This is a genomic window from Pseudonocardia sp. P1 (genome assembly GCF_000178675.2).
In the GTDB taxonomy this organism is placed as follows: Bacteria; Actinomycetota; Actinomycetes; order Mycobacteriales; family Pseudonocardiaceae; genus Pseudonocardia.
Window position 1 is genome coordinate 4,924,280 of sequence record NZ_ADUJ02000001.1, and the last position, 21,619, is coordinate 4,945,898.

The following is a 21,619-nucleotide window of genomic DNA, read 5'->3' on the forward strand; positions in this document are numbered from 1 at the left end:
GATGCGGGTCCTCGCTGCGATGAGTGGCGGTGTCGACTCCGCGGTCGCCGCCGCGCGTGCGGTCGCCGCCGGGCACGACGTCGTCGGGGTGCACCTGGCGCTGTCCCGCACCCGCGACGCGATGCGGTCCGGTTCCCGCGGATGCTGCTCCAAGGAGGACTCGGCGGACGCCGCGCGCGCCGCCGACGTGCTCGGCATCCCGTACTACGTGTGGGACCTGTCCGAGGAGTTCGCCCGGGACGTGGTCGACGACTTCGTCGCCGCGTACGCCGCGGGCGAGACGCCGAACCCGTGCCTGCGCTGCAACGAGAAGATCAAGTTCGCGGCCGTGCTCGACAAGGCGCTCGCGCTCGGGTTCGACGCCGTCTGCACCGGTCACTACGCCCGGCTCGACCCGGCGGTGCCGTCGCTGCGGCGCTCGGCCGACGCGGACAAGGACCAGTCCTACGTCCTCGCGGTGCTGCGCGCGGACCAGCTGCGGCACGCGATGTTCCCGGTGGGGGACACCCCCAAGCCGGAGATCCGGGCCGAGGCCGAGCGGCTCGGGCTGCGGGTCGCCGGCAAGCCGGACAGCCACGACATCTGCTTCATCCCGACCGGCGACACCCAGGGCTTCCTGCGCGAGCGGCTCGGGTCGCAGCCGGGCGAGCTGGTCGACGCCGGCACCGGCGACGTCCTCGGCAGTCACGATGGTGTGCACGGCTTCACGGTCGGGCAGCGCAAGGGGCTCGGCATCGACCGTCCCGCCGCCGACGGCCGTCCCCGCTACGTGCTCGGGATCGAGCCGGTCAGCGGCACCGTCCGGGTCGGGCCCGAGTCCGCGCTGGACGTCTCCGGCATCACCGCCCGCAGTCCGGTCTGGACCTCCGGTGGCGCTCCGGACGGGCCGTTCGGCTGTGTCGTCCAGGTCCGCGCGCACGGCGGGATCGCTCCCGCCGAGGTGACGCCGTCCGGTCGTGGCGACGACGGCGTGGACGGTGTCGAGATCGCCCTGGCCGAGCCGCTGCGCGGGGTCGCGCCGGGCCAGGCCGTCGCGTTCTACCGCCCTGACGACGACGGCGATGTCGTCCTGGGCAGCGCGACGATCACCGCCACCTCCTGAGTCCCCTCCTCTCGACGAGAGCACTGCTCTTGTTTTTGTGTGCCGATGAGAGAACACTGCTCTCATGACGAATCAGCGCTCTCACGGTCGCTACCTCGCACCCGGGCGGTTCACCCGCTACGTGATGAACCCGCTGGTCGCGGGCCTCACCCGGCTCGGGATCCCGCTCGCCGGCTCGGCGGTGCTCGGTGTCCGCGGGCGTCGTTCGGGCGAGGTCCGGACGGTCCCGGTCAACCCGATGCGCCTCGACGGCGCCCGCTACCTCGTCGCGGCCCGCGGTGAGACGCAGTGGGTGCGGAACCTCCGCGTCGCGGGGGAGGCGGAGCTGACCGTCGGGCGCCGGTCCGAGCGTGTCACCGCGACCGAGCTGACCGACCCGGCCGCTGTCGTCCCGGTGCTCCGCGAGTACCTGCGCCGCTGGGCGTGGGAGGTCGGCGCGTTCTTCGACGGTGTCGGAGCGGACTCCTCCGACGAGGAGCTCGCCGCCGCGGCGCACCGGCACCCGGTCTTCGTGCTCGCCGGCCCCTGAGACCGCGCGCCCGTCGCGGATCGGTGGGACGCTGCGGCCATGGGCGATCACCACTACCGCGCACCCGGTCTCCTGTCCCGGCGCCTGCTCAACCCGGTGGTCGCGGCGCTGGCCGAGCGCGGCGCCCCGGTCGGCGGAGCGGTCGTGCTCGCGGTCCCGGGCCGGGTGACCGGCCGGGTCCGCACGGTCCCGCTCACCCCGGTGACGATCGACGGCCGCCGCTACCTGATCTCCCCGCGCGGGGAGACCGACTGGGTGCGGAACCTGCGCGCCGCCGGTGGGATCGGTGCACTGCGCACCGGTGGCGAGCCCGAACGGGTCCGGGCCGTCGAGCAGGGCGTGGAGGCGGCCGTCCCGGTCCTGCAGGCGTACGTGCGCGGCCTAGGTCGCGGCGCAGGGCTCCTGTTCGACGACATCACCGCCGGCTCCACCGAGGCCGAGGTCGCCGCCGCGGCGCCCCGCCACCCGGTGTTCGAGCTGACCGCCGCAGGCTGAGCGCCGCAGGCTGAGCGCTGCAGCCTGGGCGCCGCCGGCCGGCGGTGGCACAGCTGCCCGGCGAGGTCCGGGGTACACCCTCCGTGGAATCGCTGCCTCGGGCAGCGATCTCGTGGAAAGGGACCTGTCAGTGCCGGGCTCGGCGGGCCCGCGCTGCCCCTCCGACCGATTCGCGACCAGCGACCAGCCCGGGGTGTACCCCTCGTGAATTCGCTTCCTCGGGCAGCGATTCCGTCGATGGGCACCCGGTGCCTCCTCCGGCAGATCGCTGCCCGAGGAAGCGAATCCACAGAAGGTGCCGGTGGTGGGCGACGGTGCGGGGTGTCACGCGAACCCGCGCGCCACGCCACCCCACGGGTTCCTCGTCGCTGCCGCGGGGGAGACTGGATCCGTGAGTACCGACGACCCGCTGGCCGCCGCGCTCGCCGCCGCCGGGCTGGGCGACGTGCGACCCGGTGAGACCCGGCCGCCCGAACCCCGCATCGAGGTCGTGAGCGACGAACCCGAGGAGCCCGACGCCCCGCGGGAGCTGTGGCCCGAGGGGATCGGGACCGGTGTCGGGTCGCTGCCGGGGACCGACCCGCGGGAGGCGTCCGCGCTGGTCACCGGCGAGACCCCGGACCTCCCCGCGCTGCCCGAGCTGCCGGCCCGCGGGGTCGGGGCGGACATGGTCGGACGGACCGCCGGGCTGCTCGTGGACCTGGCCGTCGAGGTCGTCCCGACCGGCTGGCGGGTCACCGCTCGGCAGGGCCGCGACCTCCGGCGGGCCCGGGACCTGATGGCGGGCGATCTCGACGCGTTCGGCGACGCCTGCGACCGCAGCCGTCCCGCATGGGTGAAGGTCTCCGCCACCGGGCCGTGGACGCTCGCGGCCGCGGTCGAGCTGGCGTCCGGGCACCGGGTCCTCACCGACCGCGGTGCGGTGCGCGAGTTCGCGGCGAGCCTGGGCGAGGGGCTCCGCGCGCACGTCGCGGAGGTCGCGGCGCGGACCGGGGCGTCCGTCGTCGTCCAGCTGGACGAGCCCGGGCTGCCCGCGGTGCTCGCCGGGTCGCTGCCGACCGCGTCGGGCTACGGCACCGTGGGCTCGGTGCCCGCGCCGGACGCCCAGGACCTCCTGCGCGAGCTCGTCACCGGCATCGACGCCCCGGTCGTCGTGCACTGCTGCGCGGACCGTCCGCCGATCCGGTTGCTGGCGGGCGCCGGGGTCGCCGCCGTCGGGATCGACGCGACCCGGCCCGCGTTCGCCGGGTCCACCGCGGAACCCCGCGCGCTCGACGCGATCGGCGAGACCTGGGACGAGGGGACCCCGCTGCTGCTCGGTCTGCTGCCCGGCACCGCACCGGCGCGCGAGCCGTCGATCGGCGATCTCGCCCGTACCGGGTACGACCTTGCGGACCGGCTTGGGTTCGACCGGCCGCGCCTCGCGCGCCTGGCCGTCCCGACCCCGGCCTGCGGCCTGGCCGGTGCGACGCCGGAGTGGGCCCGCCGCGCCCTCGCCCTGTCCCGCGAGCTGGGCCGGGCCTTCGCCGACCCGGACGAGGTGCCCCCCGCCGGGTTCGGCGCCGGGAGCTGAAGCGCCGCGCAAGGTCGGCGACGCCGTCGGGGGGCGCGGTCGGTCCCGGACGATGCTCGGGTGGGGTCGGGCCGTGCTGGCATGGCCGGCTCCTCGGCACCGAGAGAGTAACGACAGCGAGCGCCATCGGGCATTCTGAATTCACTAGTCACGCGAAGGGCGACGACGGCTCCGCGTGGACGATCGTCAGGAGGCGGTGCCCGCGGCCCGGCCGGAGCCGGCGTCGCCGGACTCGCCGAGCGCGTCGAGGATCAGCGTCTCGCCGTGCTCGGCGTGTTCGCGGGCGAGCCGCTCGGCCCGGTCGCCGTCGCCCGCGACGACCGCGGAGAAGATCGCGGCGTGGTCTTCCCAGACCCACTTCGGCGCGCTCCCGCGGAACAGCAGCTCGCCCATCACCCGCTGGACGTTCCGCCAGATCACGCCGGCGCTCTCGACGAGCAGGGGATTGCCCGAGTGCTCGGTGACGAACCGGTGGAAGTCGATGTCGGCGGCCACCATCCGCGCGTAGTTCTTCTCGCGGTCCGCCGCCTGACCCTCTGCGACCAGGGCGAACCCGCGCGACGCCTCCTCCGCGGACAGGTGTCCGGAGGCGCTGCGGGCGGCGTAGCCGTCCAGCACGGCGCGCAGTCCGTAGAGGTGGCGGACGAAGTCGGCGTCGACCGGCGCGACCTCGAGACCGCGACGGCCGAAGTCGCGCAGCATGCCCTGGTTGCGCAGCAGCAGCAGTGCCTGCTGGACCGGCTGGCGGGACACCGAGAAGCGCTCGGCGAGGTGCTCCTGCCGTAGCGGGGTGCCCGGTGTGAGCCGCCCGGTGCAGATGTCGTCGACGATCGCGTCGTAGACCTGCTGGACGCGTGAGGGTGGGGCGGGCAGGGCCGTCACGGCGGGCCGGCCTCCTTCCGCGTCGTCCGGTTTCCCCTGGTGGGCAACCACTTCAGATTACCGGGTGGGCGTTCATGATCCGCTTCCGGTTGACTTCTGAATTCAGTATGCGCATAGTGCGTGTCGTACGTCACCCGGTCGATGCCGCCCGAGGAGGCTGATCGATGACCGAGGAAGATCCGTCCACCGTCGCTGCACTGGTGGCCCGGTTCCTGTACGACCGCGGGGTGCGCCGCGTCTTCGGACTGCAGGGCGGGCACATCCAGCCGATCTGGGACCGGCTCGCCCGGCTCGGGGTCGCCATCGTCGACGTCCGCGACGAGGCCGCCGCCGTCCACATGGCACACGCCCACTCCGAGCTCACCGGCGAGATGGGCATCGCGCTGGCGACGGCGGGGCCCGGTGTCACGAACACCGTCACCGCGGTCGCCAACGCGTCCGTCTCGCGGATCCCGCTCCTGCTGCTCGGCGGCTGCCCGCCGCGGCCGCAGGCCAACAAGCACCCGCTGCAGGACATTCCGCACACCGAGATCCTGCGGCCCGTCACCCGGCAGAGCCGCACCCTGCGGGTCGGCGACGAGGTGCTCCGCGAGCTCGACGAGGGCTGGTCCCGTGCGACCGGCGACGCCGCCGAGCCGGGGCCGGTCTACCTGGAGATCCCGACCGACGTGCTGCGGGAGACGGTGCCGCCCGCCGTCGTGCTCGACGAGCACCTGCGCGCACCCCGGCGCCGCCGCTCGCTGCCGCACCCCGACGACGTCGCCGCTGTCGCCGAGCTGCTGCGCGGCGCCGAGAAGCCCGCCGTCATCACCGGCCGCGGGGCGCGCACGGCGCCCGAGGAGCTCGTCCGGTTCCTCGACGCCACCGGCGCCGCCTACCTCGACACCCAGGAAGGACGCGGGTTGGTCCCGCCCGGTCACCCGGCCGTCGTCGGGGCGTTGCGGAGCCGGGTGATGCGGGAGGCCGACCTGGTCGTCACCGTCGGGCGCCAGCTCGACTACCAGCTCGGGTTCGGGTCCCCGGCCGCGTTCCCGGACGCGCGGTGGGTCCGTGTCTCCGACTCGGCGGGGGAGCTGCACGACAACCGGCGCGGCGAGGTCGAGATCCTCGCCGACGTCGGGAGCACCCTCGACGCGCTCGCCACGGCGGCCGCACCGGATCCGGACACCACCTGGCGGGACGGCCTGCGCAAGGCACACCTCGAACGGTTCGACGGCTACCGCGACGCGCTCGCCGCCACCCCGCCCGGCGGCGACGGCCGGATGCACCCGAACCACATCTTCGCCGCGCTGAACGACCTCGACCTCGACGGCGCGACCGTCGTCGCCGACGGGGGCGACCTGCTCAGCTTCGCGCGGCTCGGCGTCCCGTCCGTCGCCCGCTACCTCGACGCCGGCGCGTTCGGCTGCCTGGGCGTCGGCGTCCCGTTCGCGATCGCCGCGGCACTGGCGAACCCCGACCGGCCGGCGATCGCCGTCACCGGTGACGGGGCGTTCGGGATCAACGCGATGGAGGTCAACACCGCGGTCCGGCACGGCGTGCCGATCGTCGTGATCGTCTCCAACAACGCCGCCTGGAACATCGAGCGCTACGACCAGGCCGAGAACTACGGCCTCGTCGTCGGCACCGAGCTCGACGGCAACGACTACGCCGCGCTCGGCCGCGCGCTGGGTGCGCACGGGGAGCGGGTCACCGAGCCCGGGGAGATGGCTGGCGCGCTGGAACGTGCGCTGGCGAACGCACCGGCCGTGATCGACGTCGTGACCAGCCGCGACGCCCCGTCCCCGGACGCGGGCAAGGGCCTGGGCTGGGTCCCCGACTACCAGGCCCTCACCCCCTGGAACGACGCCGAGGTGAAGCGGAGGGAGTCCTGATGGGACAGATGGAGGAGTGGCACTTCCCGGCCGGCTACGACCAGTCGTACCTGCCGGACCGGGACAGCCCCTACTGGTTCCCGCACCGCGAGACGATGGACCCGGCCGAGCGCGACGCCGCCGTCCTCGTCCGGCTGCAGGAGGTCCTGCGCTACGCCTACGACACCTCGCCCTTCTACCGGCGCAAGTACGACGCCGCCGGCCTCGACGTCCGCGACGTGACGACCTGGGAGGCGTTCGAGCAGGTCCCCGTCGTCACCAAGCAGGAGCTGCGCGCCTCGCAGGAGAACGCGCCGCCCTTCGGCGACTACGTCTGCGTCGACGACTCCGAGCTGCACCACATCCACGGCACGTCCGGCACGACCGGGACGCCGACCGCGTTCGCGATGGGCCGCCGCGACTGGGAGGTCATCGCCGACAACCACGCCCGGATCCTCTGGGGGATGGGGGTGCGGCCGGGCGACACCGTCTTCGTCTCCGCGCTGTTCTCGCTCTACCTCGGTTCCTGGGGTGCGATGTCCGGTGCGGAACGCCTGCGCTGCAAGGTCTTCCCCTACGGGGCCGGTGCGTCGGGGATGACCGCGCGGGCGGTGCAGTGGCTGGCCAGGACGCGTCCGAAGGCGTTCTACTCGACGCCGTCGTACGCGCTGCGCCTCGCCGAGGTCGCCCAGCAGGAGAAGGTCGACCCGCGCGAGTTCGGCATCGAGGTCATGTTCTTCTCCGGCGAGCCCGGCGCGTCGGTCCCCGCGGTGCGCGACGCGATCGGGTCCGCGTTCGGCACCCGGGTCGTCGACTGCGGGACGATGGCGGAGATGACGCCGTTCATGTCGGCGTCGGCCACCGAGGGCTCCCCGGAGGGGATGCTGCTCTGGCAGGACATCGTGTGGCACGAGGTCTGCGACCCGGCGAGCTTCCGCACCGTCCCCTACGGCGGCGAGGGCACCCCGGTCTACACCCACCTGGAGCGCACCTCGCAGCCGATGATCCGGCTCGCGTCGAACGACCTGACCCGCTGGGAGATGGGCACCAACGGCTGCGGGCGCACCTACCCGCGGCTCCCCGCAGGCGTCTACGGCCGGATCGACGACATGATCCACATCCGCGGCGAGAACGTGTACCCGACCGAGATCGACAACGTCCTCCGCGGGGTCAGCGGCTACGCGGGCGAGCACCGGGTGCTCGTCACCCGCACCGGGTCGATGGACGAGATCGTCGTCCGCGCGGAGTGCGGGTCCGGGGCGGACGAGTTCGTCCGCGTGGCCTCCGACGGGCTACAGCGCGTCGTCGGCCTGCGGGTCGGCGTCGAGGTGGTCGCCCCCGACACCTTCGAACGCAGCGAGCACAAGGCCCGCCGGGTCATCGACGAGCGCGCCCACACGAAGCGCTGAGCACCGCCGGCAATACCGAGCACACCGACAAGGAGGTCGTATGTCCACCCCGCACACCCTCACCCTCGACGCCGACGCCCGCACCGCCGACCGGGCCGCGATGTTCGTCGACGGCGAGTTCGTCCCGGCGGCCGCCGGGGCCACGTTCCCGACCGTCGACCCCAACACCGGCCGCACCATCGCGGAGGTACCGCGGGCCGACGGAACGGACGTCGACCGGGCGGTCGCCGCGGCCAAGCGGGTCGCCGTCGAGTGGCAGTTCACCGACGCGATCGCCCGCGCCGCGCTGCTGCGCAACCTGGCCGCGCTGGTCACCGAGCACGCCGACGAGCTCGCCCGCCTGGAGGCGCTCGACTCCGGGCACTACCTGGCCAAGGCCCAGGAGCTGATGGGCGCGATCCCGCTCTGGCTCGACTACTGGGCGAGCCTGGCCGACAAGGTCGGCGGCCGGACCATCGAGGTACCGGGCAACAAGCTGTCCTTCACGATCCTCGAGCCGCTCGGCGTGACCGCGCACATCGTGCCGTGGAACTACCCGCTGCTGATCATGGTGCGGTCCTGCGCCCCAGCACTGGCCCTGGGCAACACCTGCGTGGTGAAGCCCGCCGAGGACACGTCGCTGTCCGCGCTCAAGTTCGCCGAGCTGGTCAAGGAGGCGGGCTTCCCGGACGGCGTGTTCAACGTCGTCACCGGCTACGGCACCGAGGCCGGGGCCTCGCTGGCCGCGCACCCGGACGTCGCGGGCATCACCTTCACCGGCTCCACCGAGACCGGGAAGACGGTCGCGAAGCTGGCCGCCGACCACGTCGCGCAGGTGAACCTGGAGCTCGGCGGGAAGAGCCCGACGGTCGTGTTCCCGGACGCCGACCTCGACGACGCCGTCGAGGCCGCGGTGCAGGGGTTCTGCTCGCACACCGGGCAGGTCTGCGTCGCCGGTACCCGGCTGTTCGTGCACGCCGACGTCCGCGACGAGTTCCTCACCCGGCTCACCGCGCGCCTCGACCAGACGCAGGTCGGCGACGGGTTCGCCGACGGCACCCAGATGGGCCCGCTGGTCTCGCAGAAGCAGTACGACCGGGTCCGCTCCTACATCGAGATCGGCAAGTCCGAGGCGACGCTGCACTACGGCGGCGGGCGCCCCGACGGCGTCGGCGACGGCGGCTACTTCGTCGAGCCGACGGTGTTCGTCGACGTCGCCCACGACGCCCGGATCGCCCGGGAGGAGATCTTCGGCCCGGTCGCGTCGGTGCACACCTGGACGACCGAGGACGAGCTGGTCGAGGCCGCCAACGACAGCATCTACGGCCTGTTCGCGGTGCTGCTCGGCTCGGACGTGAAGCGGCTGCTGTCCACGGCGCGGCGGCTGCAGGTCGGCGGAGTGATGGTCAACGACTGGTTCGGGGAGCTGCCGATGACCCCGCACGGCGGGCACAAGCAGTCCGGCACCGGCCGCGAGGAGGGCCTGGAGGCCGTCCACGGCTACACCCAGGTCAAGCACGTGAGCATCAATCTCGACGACTCGCTGCGCGCGGGCACCGACTGGGCCGGCGCGCCCCTGTGACGTGCTTCCCGACGATGAGGAGGACATCGTGAACGACGCACTGGGCGAGAAGCCCGCCCCGTTCGGGGCCCCCGGGACGACCCTCGAACCCGGCGAGGGCGGCGGCTACTTCGAGTCGGGCCGCCCGCGCCTCGGTGGCCTGGAGCAGCCGATCGCGTTCAGCGACCTGCAGGCCGCGGTGATCGACGCGGCGGCCGACACCGTCATCCCGCCGGACCCGGCCTGGCCGACGGCGAGCGAGGTCGGTCTCGTGGCCTTCGTCGGCCGCTACGTGACGCCGACCGGCTACCGGAACAAGCACTTCCCGTTCGCCGAGGAGGACGACTTCAAGGCGGGTCTGGACCGGCTCGGACAGTCCTTCGTGGACGGTGACGCGGCCGCCCGCACCGCGGCCGTCGCGGCGCTGGAGGAGGCGGAGGACCCGCTGTTCGAGCAGCTGCGGGCGCTCGTCTACTACGGCTACTACTCCCGGCCCGTCGTGACGCTGGCGATCCGGCGCAACCTGCCCGCCGGCCGCGACTACCACGGCCCGCCGCTGCCCTACGGCTATCTCGCCACGACCGAGCCCTGGGACTCCGAGACCCTCGCCCAGGCCAGCGAGCACGGCGAGTACCTGGAGACCGAGCAGGTCACCCGCGTCGACCTGTCCCAGCTCACCTGGACGAAGTGAGGAGACGACCATGACCGGATACGAGGAGACCGACGTCCTGGTCATCGGCGCGGGCCCCGGCGGCGCCGGGATCGCGCTGAAGCTCGCCAAGGCGGGCATGAAGGTGGTCTGCCTGGAGCAGGGCCCGTGGGTCAAGCCCGGCGAGCACCCCCACTACCACGACGAGTGGGAGCTGGAGAAGCAGCGCGGATGGGCCTACGACCCCAACGTGCGCCAGCTGCCCGAGGACTCCCGGTCACCGGGACCACGACGCCGTACATGATGAACAACGTCGGCGGCTCGACCGTGCACTACGCCGGGCACTGGCCCCGGTACAAGCCGGTCGACTTCCGCAAGGGCACCGAGCACGGCCTCGAGGGCACCATCGACTGGCCGATCAGCTACGAGGACCTCGCCCCGTTCTACGACGAGAACGACGAGATCTACGGCATCTCCGGCCTGATCGGCGACCCGTCCTACCCGGACCGGAAGAACGCCGTCCGTGACCCGAGCGTGCTGCCCGGCAAGCTCGGGCTGAAGTACGCCAAGGCCTCGCGCGACCTCGGCTGGCACTGGTGGCCGTCGGACAACGCGATCATCACCAGGCCGCGGGAGAACCGCGAGGCGGACGCGGCCATGGGCAACGAGCTGTCCGGCAGCCCGACCGGCTCGCTGTCCACACCGGCCAACGCGCACTGGCCCTACGCCATCCGGCACGGGGCGGACCTGCGCACCATGGCCCGCGTCGAGACGATCAACGCCTCCGGCGGCCGCGCGACCGGCGCGACCTACCTCGACCGGAACACCGGTCAGCGGCACGAGATCCGGGCGAAGATCGTCGTGCTGGCGGCGAACGGGATCGGGTCGCCCCGGCTGCTGCTGCAGAGCGCCCAGAAGGGACATCCGGACGGGCTGGCCAACTCGAACGGGATCGTCGGCAAGTACCTGATGCACCACGTCTTCGCGTTCTGCGATTCGTGGTTCGACGAGCCCATCGAGGGCTTCAAGGGCAGCTTCGGCGCCCCGCTGTACTCGCACGAGTTCTACCACACGGACATGAGCCGCGGATTCGTCAACGGTTTCGGCATGCAGGTGGCACGCAGCTTCGGACCGGCCTACGCCGCGATGGGCACGCACACCGGCTACACCGCACCGTGGGGTGCGACGCACCGCGAGTTCTTCGACTCCCACTTCGCGAACCACCTGATGGTCTTCATGTTCGGTGAGGACCTGCCGGTGGAGAGCAACCGGGTCACTCTCGACCCGGACGTGAAGGACTCGTCCGGGCTTCCCGCGGCGCACGTCGACTACGACCTGCACCCGAACGATGTCGCGCTCGCGCAGTACGGCATCGAGAAGATCTTCGAGGCCACCCGGGCGGTCGGTGCGGTCGAGACCAACGACACCGGGGTGCTCTACCCGCCGCCGGGCTGGCACCTGATGGGGACCTGCCGGATGGGCAACGACCCGGGCGACTCGGTGCTCAACAAGTGGTGCCAGACCTGGGACGTGCCGAACCTGTTCGTCGTCGACGGCAGCACGCTCACCACCGGCGCCGCCGTCAACCCGACGAGCACGATCGGCGCGCTGTCCCAGCGCTCCGGCGAGTACATCAAGCGCAACTTCGACGCGATCGTGGCGCAGAAGGTGACGCCCTCGAACGCCGACGCGCCGACAATGTAGGCGGCTTCGCCGCTCGTGAGTGCTTTTCGTGGCCAGAGCCACGACAACCACTCACGAGCGCGGAGCGCCTCAGTTCAGCTTGCGGGTGTCCGTGGGGAGGCCGCCGCCGTCGTAGACGTCCTCGGCGAGCTTCGCCAGTGCCGTGAGCGCGACGTTCTGGCTCCACGGCCCGTAGGACACGCGCGCCACGCCGAGCTCCTGCGCGGTCTTCAGCGGGATCGAGCCGGGGATGCCGATCAGGTTGACCCTGCGCTCGCCGAGGGCCTCGACCAGGCGTCCGACCTGGGTCTCGTCGAGCTTGCCGGGCACGAAGAAGTTCGACGCGCCCGCGTCGAGGTAGGCCCTCCCGCGCTCGATCGCGTCGGCCAGCACGGCCTCCGGGTCCTTGTCGCCTGCCTTCAGGAACGCGTCGGTGCGCGCGTTCAGCACGAAGTCCACGCCCGCCTTCTCGGCCGCGGCGACGACCGCCTCGACGGCCTTCACCGACTCCGCGAGCGGCTTGACCTGGTCCTCGAGGTTGCAGCCGACGATGCCGACGTCGATCGCCCTGGCCACCGTGCCACCCGGGTCGCCGTATCCGGCTTCCAGGTCCGCAGTCACCGGCAGGTCACCGGCGGTCCTCGCGATCAGCCCGACGGCGGCGATCATCTCGTCACGGGGGATGTTCTCGCCGTCCTCGTAGCCGTGCGCCGCGGCGATGCCGTGGCTGGCGGTCGCGAGCGCGGTCGTCCCGGGGGTGTCCGCGACGACCCTGGCGGTGATCGCGTCCCACACGTTGACGACGAGCAGCAGCTCCGGTGCGGCGTGCAGCTCCTGCAGCCTGGACGCCTTCTCGGCGGTGGAGGTCATGTCGCCACCGTAGGCCCGGGGACCGGCGGGCGCCCGCGATCGGGCACTCCCCTCGGGACGGTGGATCGGTTCACCCGCGCCGGGGCGTACCCAGAACTGTGGATCTCCGCGGTCGCGGCCAGCGGTGGACGGGGTGGGGGCCCGATCCTGTGCCGATGCCGCACGACCGCCCCTCCGCCCCACGACCGTCCGCCACACCGAGCGGCGGTCTCGGGGTGTCCGCGCTCGTGCTCGGGGTCCTCGGCGCCGTCTTCGTCGCGATCGCCGTGGCGTACTCGATCGTCGCCCCGCTCACCGTCGCCGGGCTGGCGCTGGTCTCGGCCGGTGTCGTCCTGACGCTCGCCGGGCTCGTCCTCGGCACGATCGGCGCGACCCGCGGGAGTGCGCGGGCGAACCGCGCCGCGATCTCCGCTGCGGGCGTCTCGGTCGCCGGGCTCGCCGGCGGGCTGATCTGGCTGGCCGCCTTCGTGATCACGACGCTCACCGGGCCGGTCCCGGTCGTCGCCCAGTACATGGGGGGCACCCCTGCCTGCGCGCCCCCGACCTGCCACGCCCCCTGACGACGTCCTCCGGGTGCGGCGCCGCGCCCGGAACGGGACGATCCGATCATGACCGGACGTCTGGAGGGCACGCGCGTGCTCGTCACGCACGCCGACCGCTACATCGGCCCGCCGGTGGTCGAGCTGTTCCGTGCGGAGGGCGCGGACGTCGTCGCCGACACCACCGACTACACGACCGGGCCGGACGTCGCGGCGCAGGTCGTCGCGGCCGCCGGCGAGATCGACGTGCTCGTCGCGAACTTCGCCGGGCCGCACCGGCGGATGCCGGTGACGAGCATGATCGGTGACGTCACCGGGTTCGCCGACGAGGAGTTCCAGGGACTACCTCGACGAGCTCGTCTGGCCGCTGCTGCGGGTGGTCCGTGCGGCGCTGCCCGCGATGATCGAACGCCGCTACGGCAAGATCGTCGGCGCGACGAGCGCGACCCCGGTACGCGCGATCCCGGGGCTCGCGGTCTACTCTGCGGCCCGCGGTGCCCAGAACGCGTTCCTGCAGGTGGCGGGGGCCGAGGCGGCGCCGTACAACGTGCAGGTCAACGGCCTGGGCCCGGCGCACATCCGGAACAACATGTACTACACCGACGAGATGCTGGCCGACGACGAGGTGCGCGGCTCGTTCGAGGCGCAGATCCCGGCCGGCCGGCTCGGGGAGGGCCGGAAGGCGGCCGAGCTCGCGCTGGCCCTGGCGTCCGGGGCGAGCGACTTCCTCGCCGGGCAGATCGTCCCGGTCTCCGGGGGATGGGCGACCTGATCACCGGGTACCCGGTCGTGTGCAACTGATCCCGAACCACGGCGACGGTCGGTCCCGGCTCCGCCCCGGCCCCCGGACGGCGTGGACGGCGCCGGAGCGGGCGCGCTGATGGCCTCGATGTTCGTCATCGGCGCCGGGCCCGGCATCGGCCGGTCCGTCGCCCACCGTTTCGCCGAGGGCGGCTACGACGTCGGCCTGCTCGCGCGGTCCCGGTCCGGTGTGGAGGTGCTGGCCGAGCAGCTGCCCGGCGCCACCGCGACGACGACCGCCGACGTCGCGGACGAGCAGGGCCTGCGGGAGGGGCTGGACCTGCTCGTGGACCGGCTCGGCGTGCCCGAGGTGCTCGTCCACAACGCGGGTGTGCTCCGCGCCGACGACGTGACCACCCTCGACGCCGTGACCCTGCGGGACACGTTCGCGGTGAACGTCGGGGGCGCGGTCACCGCGGCGGCCGCCCTGCTCCCGCGGATGGCGGCGGCCGGCCGGGGCCGCTACCTGCTCACCTCGGGGATGCCGGAACCGCTGCCGCAGCTCGCGTCGCTGTCGCTGGGCAAGGCCGGGCTGCGCGCGCTCGCCGAGCTCCTGGACCGGCAGTTCGCCGAGGACGACGTGCGCACCGCGACGGTCACTGTCTGCGGCCCGGTGGCCCACGGGACCGCCTACGACCCGGACGACATCGCCGCGGAGTACGCGCGGCTCGCGGCGCTGCCCGGGAACGGGGACTGGCCGCTCGACGTCCGGTTCGGCGACCCGGCCGACGCCGCGGGCTGACCGTCCGGTCGTGCACGATTGATCTGTCCCGGGTTCGGGCACCCGGAGCATGCACGACCCGACATACGACCGACCCGGGAGGCCGCCGTGCCCGAGTTCCCCGCCATCCACCATCTCGCCCTGTCGGTGACCGACCTGCAGGTCAGCGAGCCGTGGTACGTGAAGCTGATCGGCGCCGAGCCGGCCATGACGCTGTCCGACGGGCCGTTCCACCGGCGGGTGTTCGCGCTGCCGTCCGGGCAGCTGCTCGGCCTGACCCGGCACGACGACGTCGACGGCGGCGACTCGTTCTCGCCGTCCCGTCCGGGGATGGACCACGTCGGCTTCGGCGTCGGCGACCGGTCCGAGCTTCAGCGGTGGTGCGACCACCTCGACGCCGTCGGCATCGCCCACGACGGGATCACCGAGGCGGACTACGGGCTGGCGCTGTCGTTCAAGGACCCGGACGGCAACGCGCTGGAGTTCTTCGTCCTCGCGGCGTGAGGGGAGGGTGCCGGCGGGACCGGCTCAGGAGATCGACGATCCCGCCGGCATCGCCTCGAACCGCAGGTCCGGGAACTTCCTCTGGATGATGTCCATCCGCCACTTGTTGCTGAACAGTGCCAGGTACTCGCCGTCGGAGTCGCGGCGCAGCACCTCGCACTCGGACTGCGACGACAGCGCGTCGACCGCGGCCTGCTCGGTGAGCCGCGCGATCTGGTACGGCAGCCGGTCCAGCAGCACCGGCGCGTTGAACTCGGTCTCCAGCCGGCCGGTGACGACGTCGAACTGCAGCGGCCCGACCGCCGCGAGCACCGGCGCCTGGTCGCCGCGCAGGTCCGAGCGCAGGATCTGGATGACGGCCTCGTTGCCGAGCTGCTCGATGCCCCTGCGGAACTGCTTGTACTTGCCGGCGTCCTTGGCACGGATCACCGCGAAGTGCTCCGGCGCGAACGCGGGGATCGACGGGAACTCCACCGGCCCGGACGCGTAGAGCGTGTCGCCGGGGCGCAGCGCGGTCGCGTTGACCAGGCCGACGATGTCACCCGGGAACGCCTCCTCGACCGTCCTGCGCTCGGAACCGAACACCGACTGCGCGTACTTGGTGGCGAACGGCTTGCCGGTCGTCGCGTGGGTGAGCACCATGCCGCGCTCGAACCGGCCCGAGCAGATCCGCAGGAACGCCATCCGGTCCCGGTGCGCCTTGTCCATCCCGGCCTGCACCTTGAACACCAGCCCGGAGGTCGGGGCGCTCAGCGGCCGGTCCTCGCCGTCGACGTCCGGCCGGGCCGCCGGTGCCGGCGCGAGATCGACGAGCGAGTCGAGCAGCCGGGCCACCCCGATGTTCGACAGTGCCGACCCGAACAGCACCGGCGTCGCCGCCCCGGAGAGGAAGTCCTTCTCGTCCCAGGTCGCGCCGATCTCGTCGAGCAGCCCCAGCTCGTCCTGCGCGGCCTGCCAGTACTCCGGCTCCTGCGCGGCGATCGTGTCCGTGTCGACGGCCGTCGCGGTCGCCTTGGTCGCCCCGCCGGCCGCACGGGTGAAGGCCGTGTAGGCGCCCGTGTCGCGCTCGATCAGCCCCTTGAACTGGCCCGCGATCCCGAGCGGCCAGGTCAGCGGCATCGGGCGCAGTCCGATGGTCTGCTCGACCTCGTCGAGCAGTTCCAGGGCCTCCCGGCCGGGCCGGTCCCACTTGTTGACGAAGGTGACGATCGGGACGCCGCGGGACCGGCAGACGTCGAACAGCTTGAGGGTCTGCGGTTCGAGGCCCTTGGCCGCGTCGAGCAGCATCACCGCGGCGTCGACGGCGGCGAGCACCCGGTAGGTGTCCTCGGAGAAGTCGCCGTGGCCGGGGGTGTCGAGCAGGTTGATCACGCAGTCGCGGTAGGCGAACTGCAGCACCGCCGACGACACCGAGATGCCGCGGGCCCGCTCCATCTCCATCCAGTCCGACGTCACGCCCTTGCGGCCGGACTTGCCGTGCACCGCGCCCGCCGAGTCGATGACCTCGGCGTGCAGGGCGAGGGCCTCGGTGAGGGTGGACTTGCCGGCGTCGGGGTGGGAGATGACGGCGAAGGTGCGCCGGCGCGCGGTCTCGCCGATGACATGGGCGTCCTGCGGGTCGGTCACCGTTCCATCCTAGGTGTCCGCCCGCGCGCGACCTCGCCCGGCGGCGGGTCAGACCGCCGTGTACCCGCCGTCGACCGGCACCACGGCGCCGGTCATGAACGAGGCCCCGGACGACAGGAGGAACGCGATCACGGCGGCGATCTCGTCGGGCGCGGCGGCGCGGGGCATCGGCGTGGCGACCCGGCCGGCGATACCGGTGCGGACGTCCGGGGACAGGTGGGCGCGGGCGGCGCTGTTGGCCGCGAGGTTCGTGGCGACCAGCCCCGGGCAGACGCAGCTGGCGCGGATCCCGCGATCGGCGTACTCGACGGCGATGCCGCGGGTGAGGGCGGCGACGCCCGCCTTGGACGCGTCGTAGGCGGCGGAGCGCCCGGCCGCGACGAGCGATCCGACGGAGCCGACCGTGACGGCGGCGCCACCACCCACCAGCAGGTGCGGGAGGGCCGCCTGCAGGCAGAGGAACGTCCCCGTCAGGTTGACCGCCAGCAGCCGCTGCCAGGTCGCGGCGGTCATCTCCTCGGTGGGCGTCCCGTCGGTGACGCCCGCACAGGTGACGACCGCGTCGAGGCCGCCGAGTGACCCCGCGGCCGAGGCGAAGGCGGCCGAGACGGCGCCGGGATCGGAGACGTCGCAGGTCAACGGCACCGCAGTGCCCTCGCAGGCGGCCGCGGTCTCCGCGTGCCCGCCGACGTCGAGCACGGCCACGGACGCGCCGGCGGCCGCGAGCCGCAGGGCGGTGGCCCGGCCGATGCCGCTGCCCGCGCCGGTGACCACGACCCTGCGGGCGGCCGGGGCGCTCATGCGTCCTGCCCGATCCGCTGCCGGCGCGCGGGGCCCAGGTCCGTCGTCGACGTCTCCCGCATGGTCGCCACGACGAGCAGCCCGACGACCGCGGCCAGGACGAGGTACGCGGCGGGCGCCAGCGTGTTCCCGGTGGCCGCCACCAGAGACGTCGCGACGACCGAGACCGCTCCGGAGCCGATCACCCCGCCGATGTTGAAGCCGAGGGAGACGCCGGTGTAGCGGACGCGCGTCGGGAAGAGCTCCGAGTACTGGGTGTAGACCACACCCTGCTGGATCCCGAACGGGATGTTCAGGACGAGCGCCGCGACGATCGCGAGCAGCAACGAACCCTGCTGCATGACCCAGAAGCAGGGCACGCCCAGGACCAGGAAGCCGACGAGCCCCGCCGCGAGCACGCGCCGTCTGCCGAAGCGGTCGCTGAGGGCGCCCGACCAGGGGATCAGGCCGAGCGGCATCAGGACGATCAGCACGATCAGCCAGAGCGAGCCGGACAACGGGTAGCCGAGCACGGCCGAGAGGTGGACGAGCAGGTAGACCGAGGCGAGGCCCCCGGTCGTCATCGTCGCGTAGGCGATGCCGACCACCCGGAGGGTGGCGGCCTTGTGCTCCCGCAGCACTTCGGACACCGGCGCCTTGGGTGGTTCTGCCTGCTCGACCATCTGCTGGAACATCGGGGAGTCCTCGACGCGCATGCGGTACAGGAGGGCACCGACGAGGAGCGGGCCGGCGATCAGGAACGGCACCCGCCAGCCCCAGCTCGACATCTGGTCGGGTGAGAGCAGGCTGGTCAGCGCGCCGACGGTGCCCGCGGCCCCGGCGAGTCCCACGGAGATGCCGATGGAGGTCGCGGACCCGAACAGCCCGCGGCGGCGGGAGGGCGCGGACTCGGTGGAGAGCGACGCGGCCCCGCCGATCTCGCCGCCCGCGGAGAAGCCCTGCACGATGCGCAGCACCGTGAGCAGGATCGGGGCGAGGACGCCGATGGTGGCGTAGGTCGGGAGCAGGCCGGTCAGGACGGTCGCGACGCCCATGACGGTGACGGTGGCCATGAGCACGGCCCGGCGGCCCCGGCGATCCCCGAGCCGCCCGAAGAACAGCCCACCGAGCGGCCGGGCGAGGAAGCCGCTGGCGACGACGGCGAGCGTGCCGAGGATCCCGATCAGGCCTTCCTGGCTCGGGAAGAACAGCGGCGCCAGGACGACGGCGAGGTAGCCGTAGACGGCGAAGTCGTAGTACTCGATCGCGGTTCCCACCGCCGCGGCCGTGCTGGCCCGGCGGCCGACCCGGACGGCGTCTTCCGATGACTGCGTCGACATCGGCGCTCCTTCGCGCTCGGACGGGCGGTTCCGCACCGGCGTCCTCGCCGGGTGCGGGCAGGGTCAATCTAGAGATGAACTGAGGTCAGTTCAAGAGGTCGGGGCGTCCTTCCCGGGCACGAGCACCGCGCGGCCGGTGACCCGCCCGTGCCGGAGCTCGTCGAGGACGTGGCCGGCCTGGTCGAGGCCGTACTCCGTCACGCGGGTCGTCAGCCGTCCGCCGGCCGCGAGACCGACGACGTCGGCCAGCTCGGGGAGCGTGCCCCAGAACGGCAACTGCACCCGCGCGCCCGCCGGCAGGGGGCCCGGCTTCGTCACGGCGAGCGCACCGCCCCCGCTGCCCACGACGACGAGATCGGCGGCGGGGCGGAGCAGCGATGCGGCCAGCTCCTCGGTCCCCTGGCTGCCGACGCAGTCGAGCACGACGTCGGCGCCGCGCCCGCCCGAGAGGTCCCGGACGGCCTGCAGCGCGGAGTCCGGTGTCGTCGCGAGCGCGGCTCCGCACTCCCGGGCGAGCCCGACGGCCGCCGCCCGGCTGTCGACGCCGACCACCCGGGCCGGGGTGAGCTGCCGCAGGAGGCCGATCGCGAGGTGCCCGAGCCCCCCGACGCCGATCACGACGGCCACCGCGTCGTGCGCGTCGAGCCGGTCGAGACTGCCGGCGACGGCGTGGAAGGACGTCAGGCCGGCGTCGGTGAGGGTGGCGGCGACGCGCGGGTCGAGGCCGGGGGCGGGGACGAGCCGCCAGGCGTCCACGACCAGGGCGTCGGCCATGCCGCCGTCGACGCCGAGTCCGATCCCCGCCGCGGGCAGGGTGCTCCGGTGGTCGCAGTAGTTCGCCCGTCCGTGCAGGCAGCGGGCACACGACCCGCACCCGTACGGCGCGTAGACGACGACCTGGTCGCCCACCGTGTCCGGGTCGACCCCCGGGCCGGTATCGGCCACGCGCCCGCAGACCTCGTGGCCGAGCGTGAACGCGCCGGGCCACCGGTCGCCGACCGCGGTGTCGACCACGTGCAGGTCCGAGTGGCAGACGCCCGCCGCCAGCACCTCCAGGCGGACCTGGCCCGGTCCCGGCTCGGGGACCTCGATCCCGACGGTCTCGACCCGTCCCGTTGCGATCCGGCGGACGGCGCGCATGGTCCCGCTCCTCGACGTCATGATCAGCGGGCGGACCAGCCGCCGTCGACGAAGACCTCGGACCCGGTCGTGTAGCCGGAGTCGTCACAGGCCAGGAAGGCGACGGCGGCGGCGACCTCGGCCGGCCGGCCGAGCCTGCCCATCGGGGTGTTCGCGAGCATCGCCGCGTGCCGTTCGGTGCCGCCGAAACGCTCGACGAGCTGCTGGGTGCCGATGAAGGCGGGGACGACGGCGTTCACCCGGACACCCCGGGTGGCCCAGTGCAGGGCGGCGTTGAGCGTCATCGACCGCACCGCCCCCTTGGCTGCGGCGTAGGAGAAGCTGTTCGCGAGTCCGCCGGTCGCGCCGAGGATCGACGCGATGTTCACGATCGCCCCGCCGCCGCTGCGTTCGATCAGCGGACCGGCCTGTCTCATGCCGAGCCAGGTGCCGAGCTGGTCGACCGCGACGACGTCGTCCCAGCGCTCCCGCGACTCGTCCTCCACGGTCCCCGTGCTGCCGATCCCGGCGTTGTTGACCAGGACGTCCAGTCCGCCCCACCGGCTCTCCACCGCATCGACCGCCGCGCGCCAGCCGTTCTCGTCGGTGACGTCGAGCGCGAGTGCGAGCGCGTCTCCGCCGAGGTCGTCCGCCAGCCGGGTGCACGCCTCCCCGTCGACGTCGGTGAGCGCGACCGAGGCGCCCTCGGCGACGAGCCGCTCCGCGATCGCGGAGCCGAGCCCGCCGGTCGCACCGGTGACGAGCACCGTCCGCTCCACGAACCGCTCCGACATTCCTGCCTCCGTTGGTCGACCGGGGTCCGGCTCGCTTGACAGCGATCCTGAACTGATATTGGTTCAAGTTTATGGAACTCGACGAGGCGCTGTCCACGACCCGGGCGGTACGCAGGAGGCTCGATCCCGGCCGGGAGGTGCCGGCCCGGCTCGTCCGGGAGTGCATCGACCTGGCCCTCCAGGCTCCGGCCGGATCGAACGTCGCGCGCACCCGGTTCGTCGTGGTGCGCGATCCGGAGCGGCGGGCGGCCGTGGCGTCGATCTACTCCGAGATCTACCACGGGAGCTACCGGGACTCGGCCGGCTACATCGGCCGGGTGGAGCGCACGGACCCGGACGAGGCGCGGAGCCAGGAGCGCACCAGCCGGTCGGCCGACGCGCTCGAGCAGGCACTGCACGAGGTCGGCACGATCGTGATCGCCTGCCTCGACGGGGTCCGGCTCGACGGCGCCTCGTCGTTCGCGAGCGCCTCGATGCTCGGTGGTGCGCTGCCCGCGGTCTGGAGCTTCATGCTGGCCGCGCGCGGGCGGGGGCTCGGCACCTGCTGGACGACCATGCACCTCGCCCGGGAGCAGGCCGTGGCCGACGTGCTCGGCATCCCCTTCGAGCGGGTCCAGCAGGTGTGCCTGACTCCGCTGGCCTACACGCGCGGGCAGGACTTCCGTCGCGCCGGACGCCCCGGGGTCGACGACGTGACGCACTGGGACCGCTGGGACGACACGCTCCCGGCTGCCCCGCCGGTGGACGGTCTGGTCGGTCGCTCCGGAGTGTCTTGACAGCGGGACCCCGGCCCCATCATATTGAGGTGAA

General features: G+C 73.2%; 23 protein-coding genes. 15 read left to right on the forward strand and 8 right to left on the reverse strand.

Going from position 1 to position 21,619, the window contains the following annotated elements; all coding sequences use genetic code 11:
• The first annotated feature begins 1 nt into the window (after position 1).
• The 4 genes from mnmA to PP1_RS22785 all read left to right on the forward strand — a co-directional run bounded on the left by mnmA (position 2) and on the right by PP1_RS22785 (position 3,699).
• Complete coding sequence (gene mnmA, locus PP1_RS22770; RefSeq protein WP_010242534.1) at positions 2-1,102, forward strand: tRNA 2-thiouridine(34) synthase MnmA; 1,101 nt, start codon at positions 2-4, stop codon at positions 1,100-1,102.
• A gap of 64 nt (positions 1,103-1,166) precedes the next feature.
• A complete protein-coding gene (locus PP1_RS22775) occupies positions 1,167-1,631 on the forward strand; it encodes a nitroreductase/quinone reductase family protein (RefSeq protein WP_010242535.1) in 465 nt (154 codons plus the stop codon).
• 39 nt (positions 1,632-1,670) lie between these two features.
• Positions 1,671-2,126, forward strand: coding sequence for a nitroreductase/quinone reductase family protein (locus PP1_RS22780; protein ID WP_010242536.1), 456 nt, complete (start codon positions 1,671-1,673; stop codon positions 2,124-2,126).
• A 391-nt stretch (positions 2,127-2,517) separates the two neighbouring features.
• Positions 2,518-3,699 (forward strand): methionine synthase, encoded by a 1,182-nt coding sequence (locus tag PP1_RS22785; protein WP_010242537.1) that lies wholly within the window; start codon positions 2,518-2,520, stop codon positions 3,697-3,699.
• 186 nt (positions 3,700-3,885) lie between these two features.
• Here the strand turns inward: PP1_RS22785 and PP1_RS22790 are convergent, their stop codons facing one another.
• The gene (locus tag PP1_RS22790) at positions 3,886-4,581 is read right to left on the reverse strand and encodes a GntR family transcriptional regulator (protein WP_010242538.1); all 696 of its coding nucleotides are present in this window, start codon (positions 4,579-4,581) and stop codon (positions 3,886-3,888) included.
• Between the two features lie 164 nt (positions 4,582-4,745).
• On the opposite strand from PP1_RS22790, the gene PP1_RS22795 reads away from it, so the two are divergent.
• From PP1_RS22795 to PP1_RS22820, 6 genes are read left to right on the forward strand one after another with little or no spacing between them, the layout of a single operon-like run.
• On the forward strand, positions 4,746-6,455 hold the full coding sequence (locus tag PP1_RS22795) for a thiamine pyrophosphate-binding protein (RefSeq protein WP_010242539.1): 1,710 nt from the start codon (positions 4,746-4,748) through the stop codon (positions 6,453-6,455).
• Positions 6,455-7,843: a phenylacetate--CoA ligase family protein gene (locus PP1_RS22800; RefSeq protein ID WP_139323948.1), complete on the forward strand. Its 1,389-nt coding sequence runs from the start codon at positions 6,455-6,457 to the stop codon at positions 7,841-7,843. The genes PP1_RS22795 and PP1_RS22800 overlap by 1 nt, the downstream gene beginning before the upstream one ends.
• 40 nt (positions 7,844-7,883) lie before the next feature.
• Positions 7,884-9,404: an aldehyde dehydrogenase family protein gene (locus PP1_RS22805; protein WP_010242541.1), complete on the forward strand. Its 1,521-nt coding sequence runs from the start codon at positions 7,884-7,886 to the stop codon at positions 9,402-9,404.
• Between the two features lie 28 nt (positions 9,405-9,432).
• A complete protein-coding gene (locus PP1_RS22810; RefSeq protein ID WP_010242542.1) occupies positions 9,433-10,074 on the forward strand; it encodes a gluconate 2-dehydrogenase subunit 3 family protein in 642 nt (213 codons plus the stop codon).
• A gap of 10 nt (positions 10,075-10,084) precedes the next feature.
• Entirely contained in the window at positions 10,085-10,336 is a 252-nt protein-coding gene (locus PP1_RS22815; protein WP_010242543.1) for an FAD-dependent oxidoreductase, read from the forward strand.
• Complete coding sequence (locus tag PP1_RS22820; RefSeq protein ID WP_010242544.1) at positions 10,333-11,736, forward strand: GMC family oxidoreductase; 1,404 nt, start codon at positions 10,333-10,335, stop codon at positions 11,734-11,736. Before PP1_RS22815 ends, PP1_RS22820 begins: the two co-directional genes overlap by 4 nt.
• Before the next feature lie 69 nt (positions 11,737-11,805).
• Here the strand turns inward: PP1_RS22820 and PP1_RS22825 are convergent, their stop codons facing one another.
• Positions 11,806-12,585, reverse strand: a complete 780-nt coding sequence (locus PP1_RS22825; RefSeq protein WP_010242545.1) for an isocitrate lyase/PEP mutase family protein — start codon at positions 12,583-12,585, stop codon at positions 11,806-11,808.
• A 155-nt stretch (positions 12,586-12,740) separates the two neighbouring features.
• Between PP1_RS22825 and PP1_RS22830 the strand changes: the two genes are divergently transcribed.
• Positions 12,741-13,145: a hypothetical protein gene (locus PP1_RS22830; protein WP_139323947.1), complete on the forward strand. Its 405-nt coding sequence runs from the start codon at positions 12,741-12,743 to the stop codon at positions 13,143-13,145.
• 167 nt (positions 13,146-13,312) lie between these two features.
• On the opposite strand, the gene PP1_RS22835 is transcribed toward PP1_RS22830, so the two are convergent.
• Positions 13,313-13,438 carry a hypothetical protein gene (locus PP1_RS22835; RefSeq protein WP_010242547.1) on the reverse strand — a complete coding sequence of 42 codons (126 nt, stop codon included), beginning with the start codon at positions 13,436-13,438 and terminating at the stop codon, positions 13,313-13,315.
• Between PP1_RS22835 and PP1_RS22840 the strand changes: the two genes are divergently transcribed.
• The 3 genes from PP1_RS22840 to PP1_RS22850 all read left to right on the forward strand — a co-directional run bounded on the left by PP1_RS22840 (position 13,429) and on the right by PP1_RS22850 (position 15,150).
• Positions 13,429-13,896 carry an SDR family oxidoreductase gene (locus PP1_RS22840; RefSeq protein WP_010242548.1) on the forward strand — a complete coding sequence of 156 codons (468 nt, stop codon included), beginning with the start codon at positions 13,429-13,431 and terminating at the stop codon, positions 13,894-13,896. The two genes, PP1_RS22835 and PP1_RS22840, sit on opposite strands and share 10 nt — an antisense overlap.
• Before the next feature lie 81 nt (positions 13,897-13,977).
• A complete protein-coding gene (locus tag PP1_RS22845; protein ID WP_010242550.1) occupies positions 13,978-14,667 on the forward strand; it encodes an SDR family oxidoreductase in 690 nt (229 codons plus the stop codon).
• An 87-nt stretch (positions 14,668-14,754) separates the two neighbouring features.
• On the forward strand, positions 14,755-15,150 hold the full coding sequence (locus PP1_RS22850) for a VOC family protein (RefSeq protein ID WP_010242552.1): 396 nt from the start codon (positions 14,755-14,757) through the stop codon (positions 15,148-15,150).
• Between the two features lie 24 nt (positions 15,151-15,174).
• Here PP1_RS22850 and PP1_RS22855 read toward each other — a convergent pair whose 3' ends face one another.
• The 5 genes from PP1_RS22855 to PP1_RS22875 all read right to left on the reverse strand — a co-directional run bounded on the left by PP1_RS22855 (position 15,175) and on the right by PP1_RS22875 (position 20,809).
• Entirely contained in the window at positions 15,175-16,776 is a 1,602-nt protein-coding gene (locus PP1_RS22855) for a peptide chain release factor 3 (protein ID WP_010242554.1), read from the reverse strand.
• Positions 16,777-16,824: 48 nt separating this feature from the next.
• Entirely contained in the window at positions 16,825-17,577 is a 753-nt protein-coding gene (locus PP1_RS22860) for an SDR family NAD(P)-dependent oxidoreductase (protein ID WP_075314641.1), read from the reverse strand.
• Complete coding sequence (locus PP1_RS22865) at positions 17,574-18,896, reverse strand: MFS transporter (RefSeq protein WP_050802558.1); 1,323 nt, start codon at positions 18,894-18,896, stop codon at positions 17,574-17,576. The genes PP1_RS22860 and PP1_RS22865 overlap by 4 nt, the downstream gene beginning before the upstream one ends.
• Before the next feature lie 90 nt (positions 18,897-18,986).
• Complete coding sequence (locus PP1_RS22870) at positions 18,987-20,036, reverse strand: alcohol dehydrogenase catalytic domain-containing protein (protein ID WP_010242091.1); 1,050 nt, start codon at positions 20,034-20,036, stop codon at positions 18,987-18,989.
• A gap of 23 nt (positions 20,037-20,059) precedes the next feature.
• Positions 20,060-20,809, reverse strand: a complete 750-nt coding sequence (locus tag PP1_RS22875) for an SDR family NAD(P)-dependent oxidoreductase (RefSeq protein WP_010242089.1) — start codon at positions 20,807-20,809, stop codon at positions 20,060-20,062.
• 71 nt (positions 20,810-20,880) lie between these two features.
• Here PP1_RS22875 and PP1_RS22880 point away from each other — a divergent pair, with 71 nt between their 5' ends.
• Positions 20,881-21,585 (forward strand): nitroreductase family protein, encoded by a 705-nt coding sequence (locus PP1_RS22880; protein ID WP_010242087.1) that lies wholly within the window; start codon positions 20,881-20,883, stop codon positions 21,583-21,585.
• Positions 21,586-21,619: the final 34 nt, after the last annotated feature.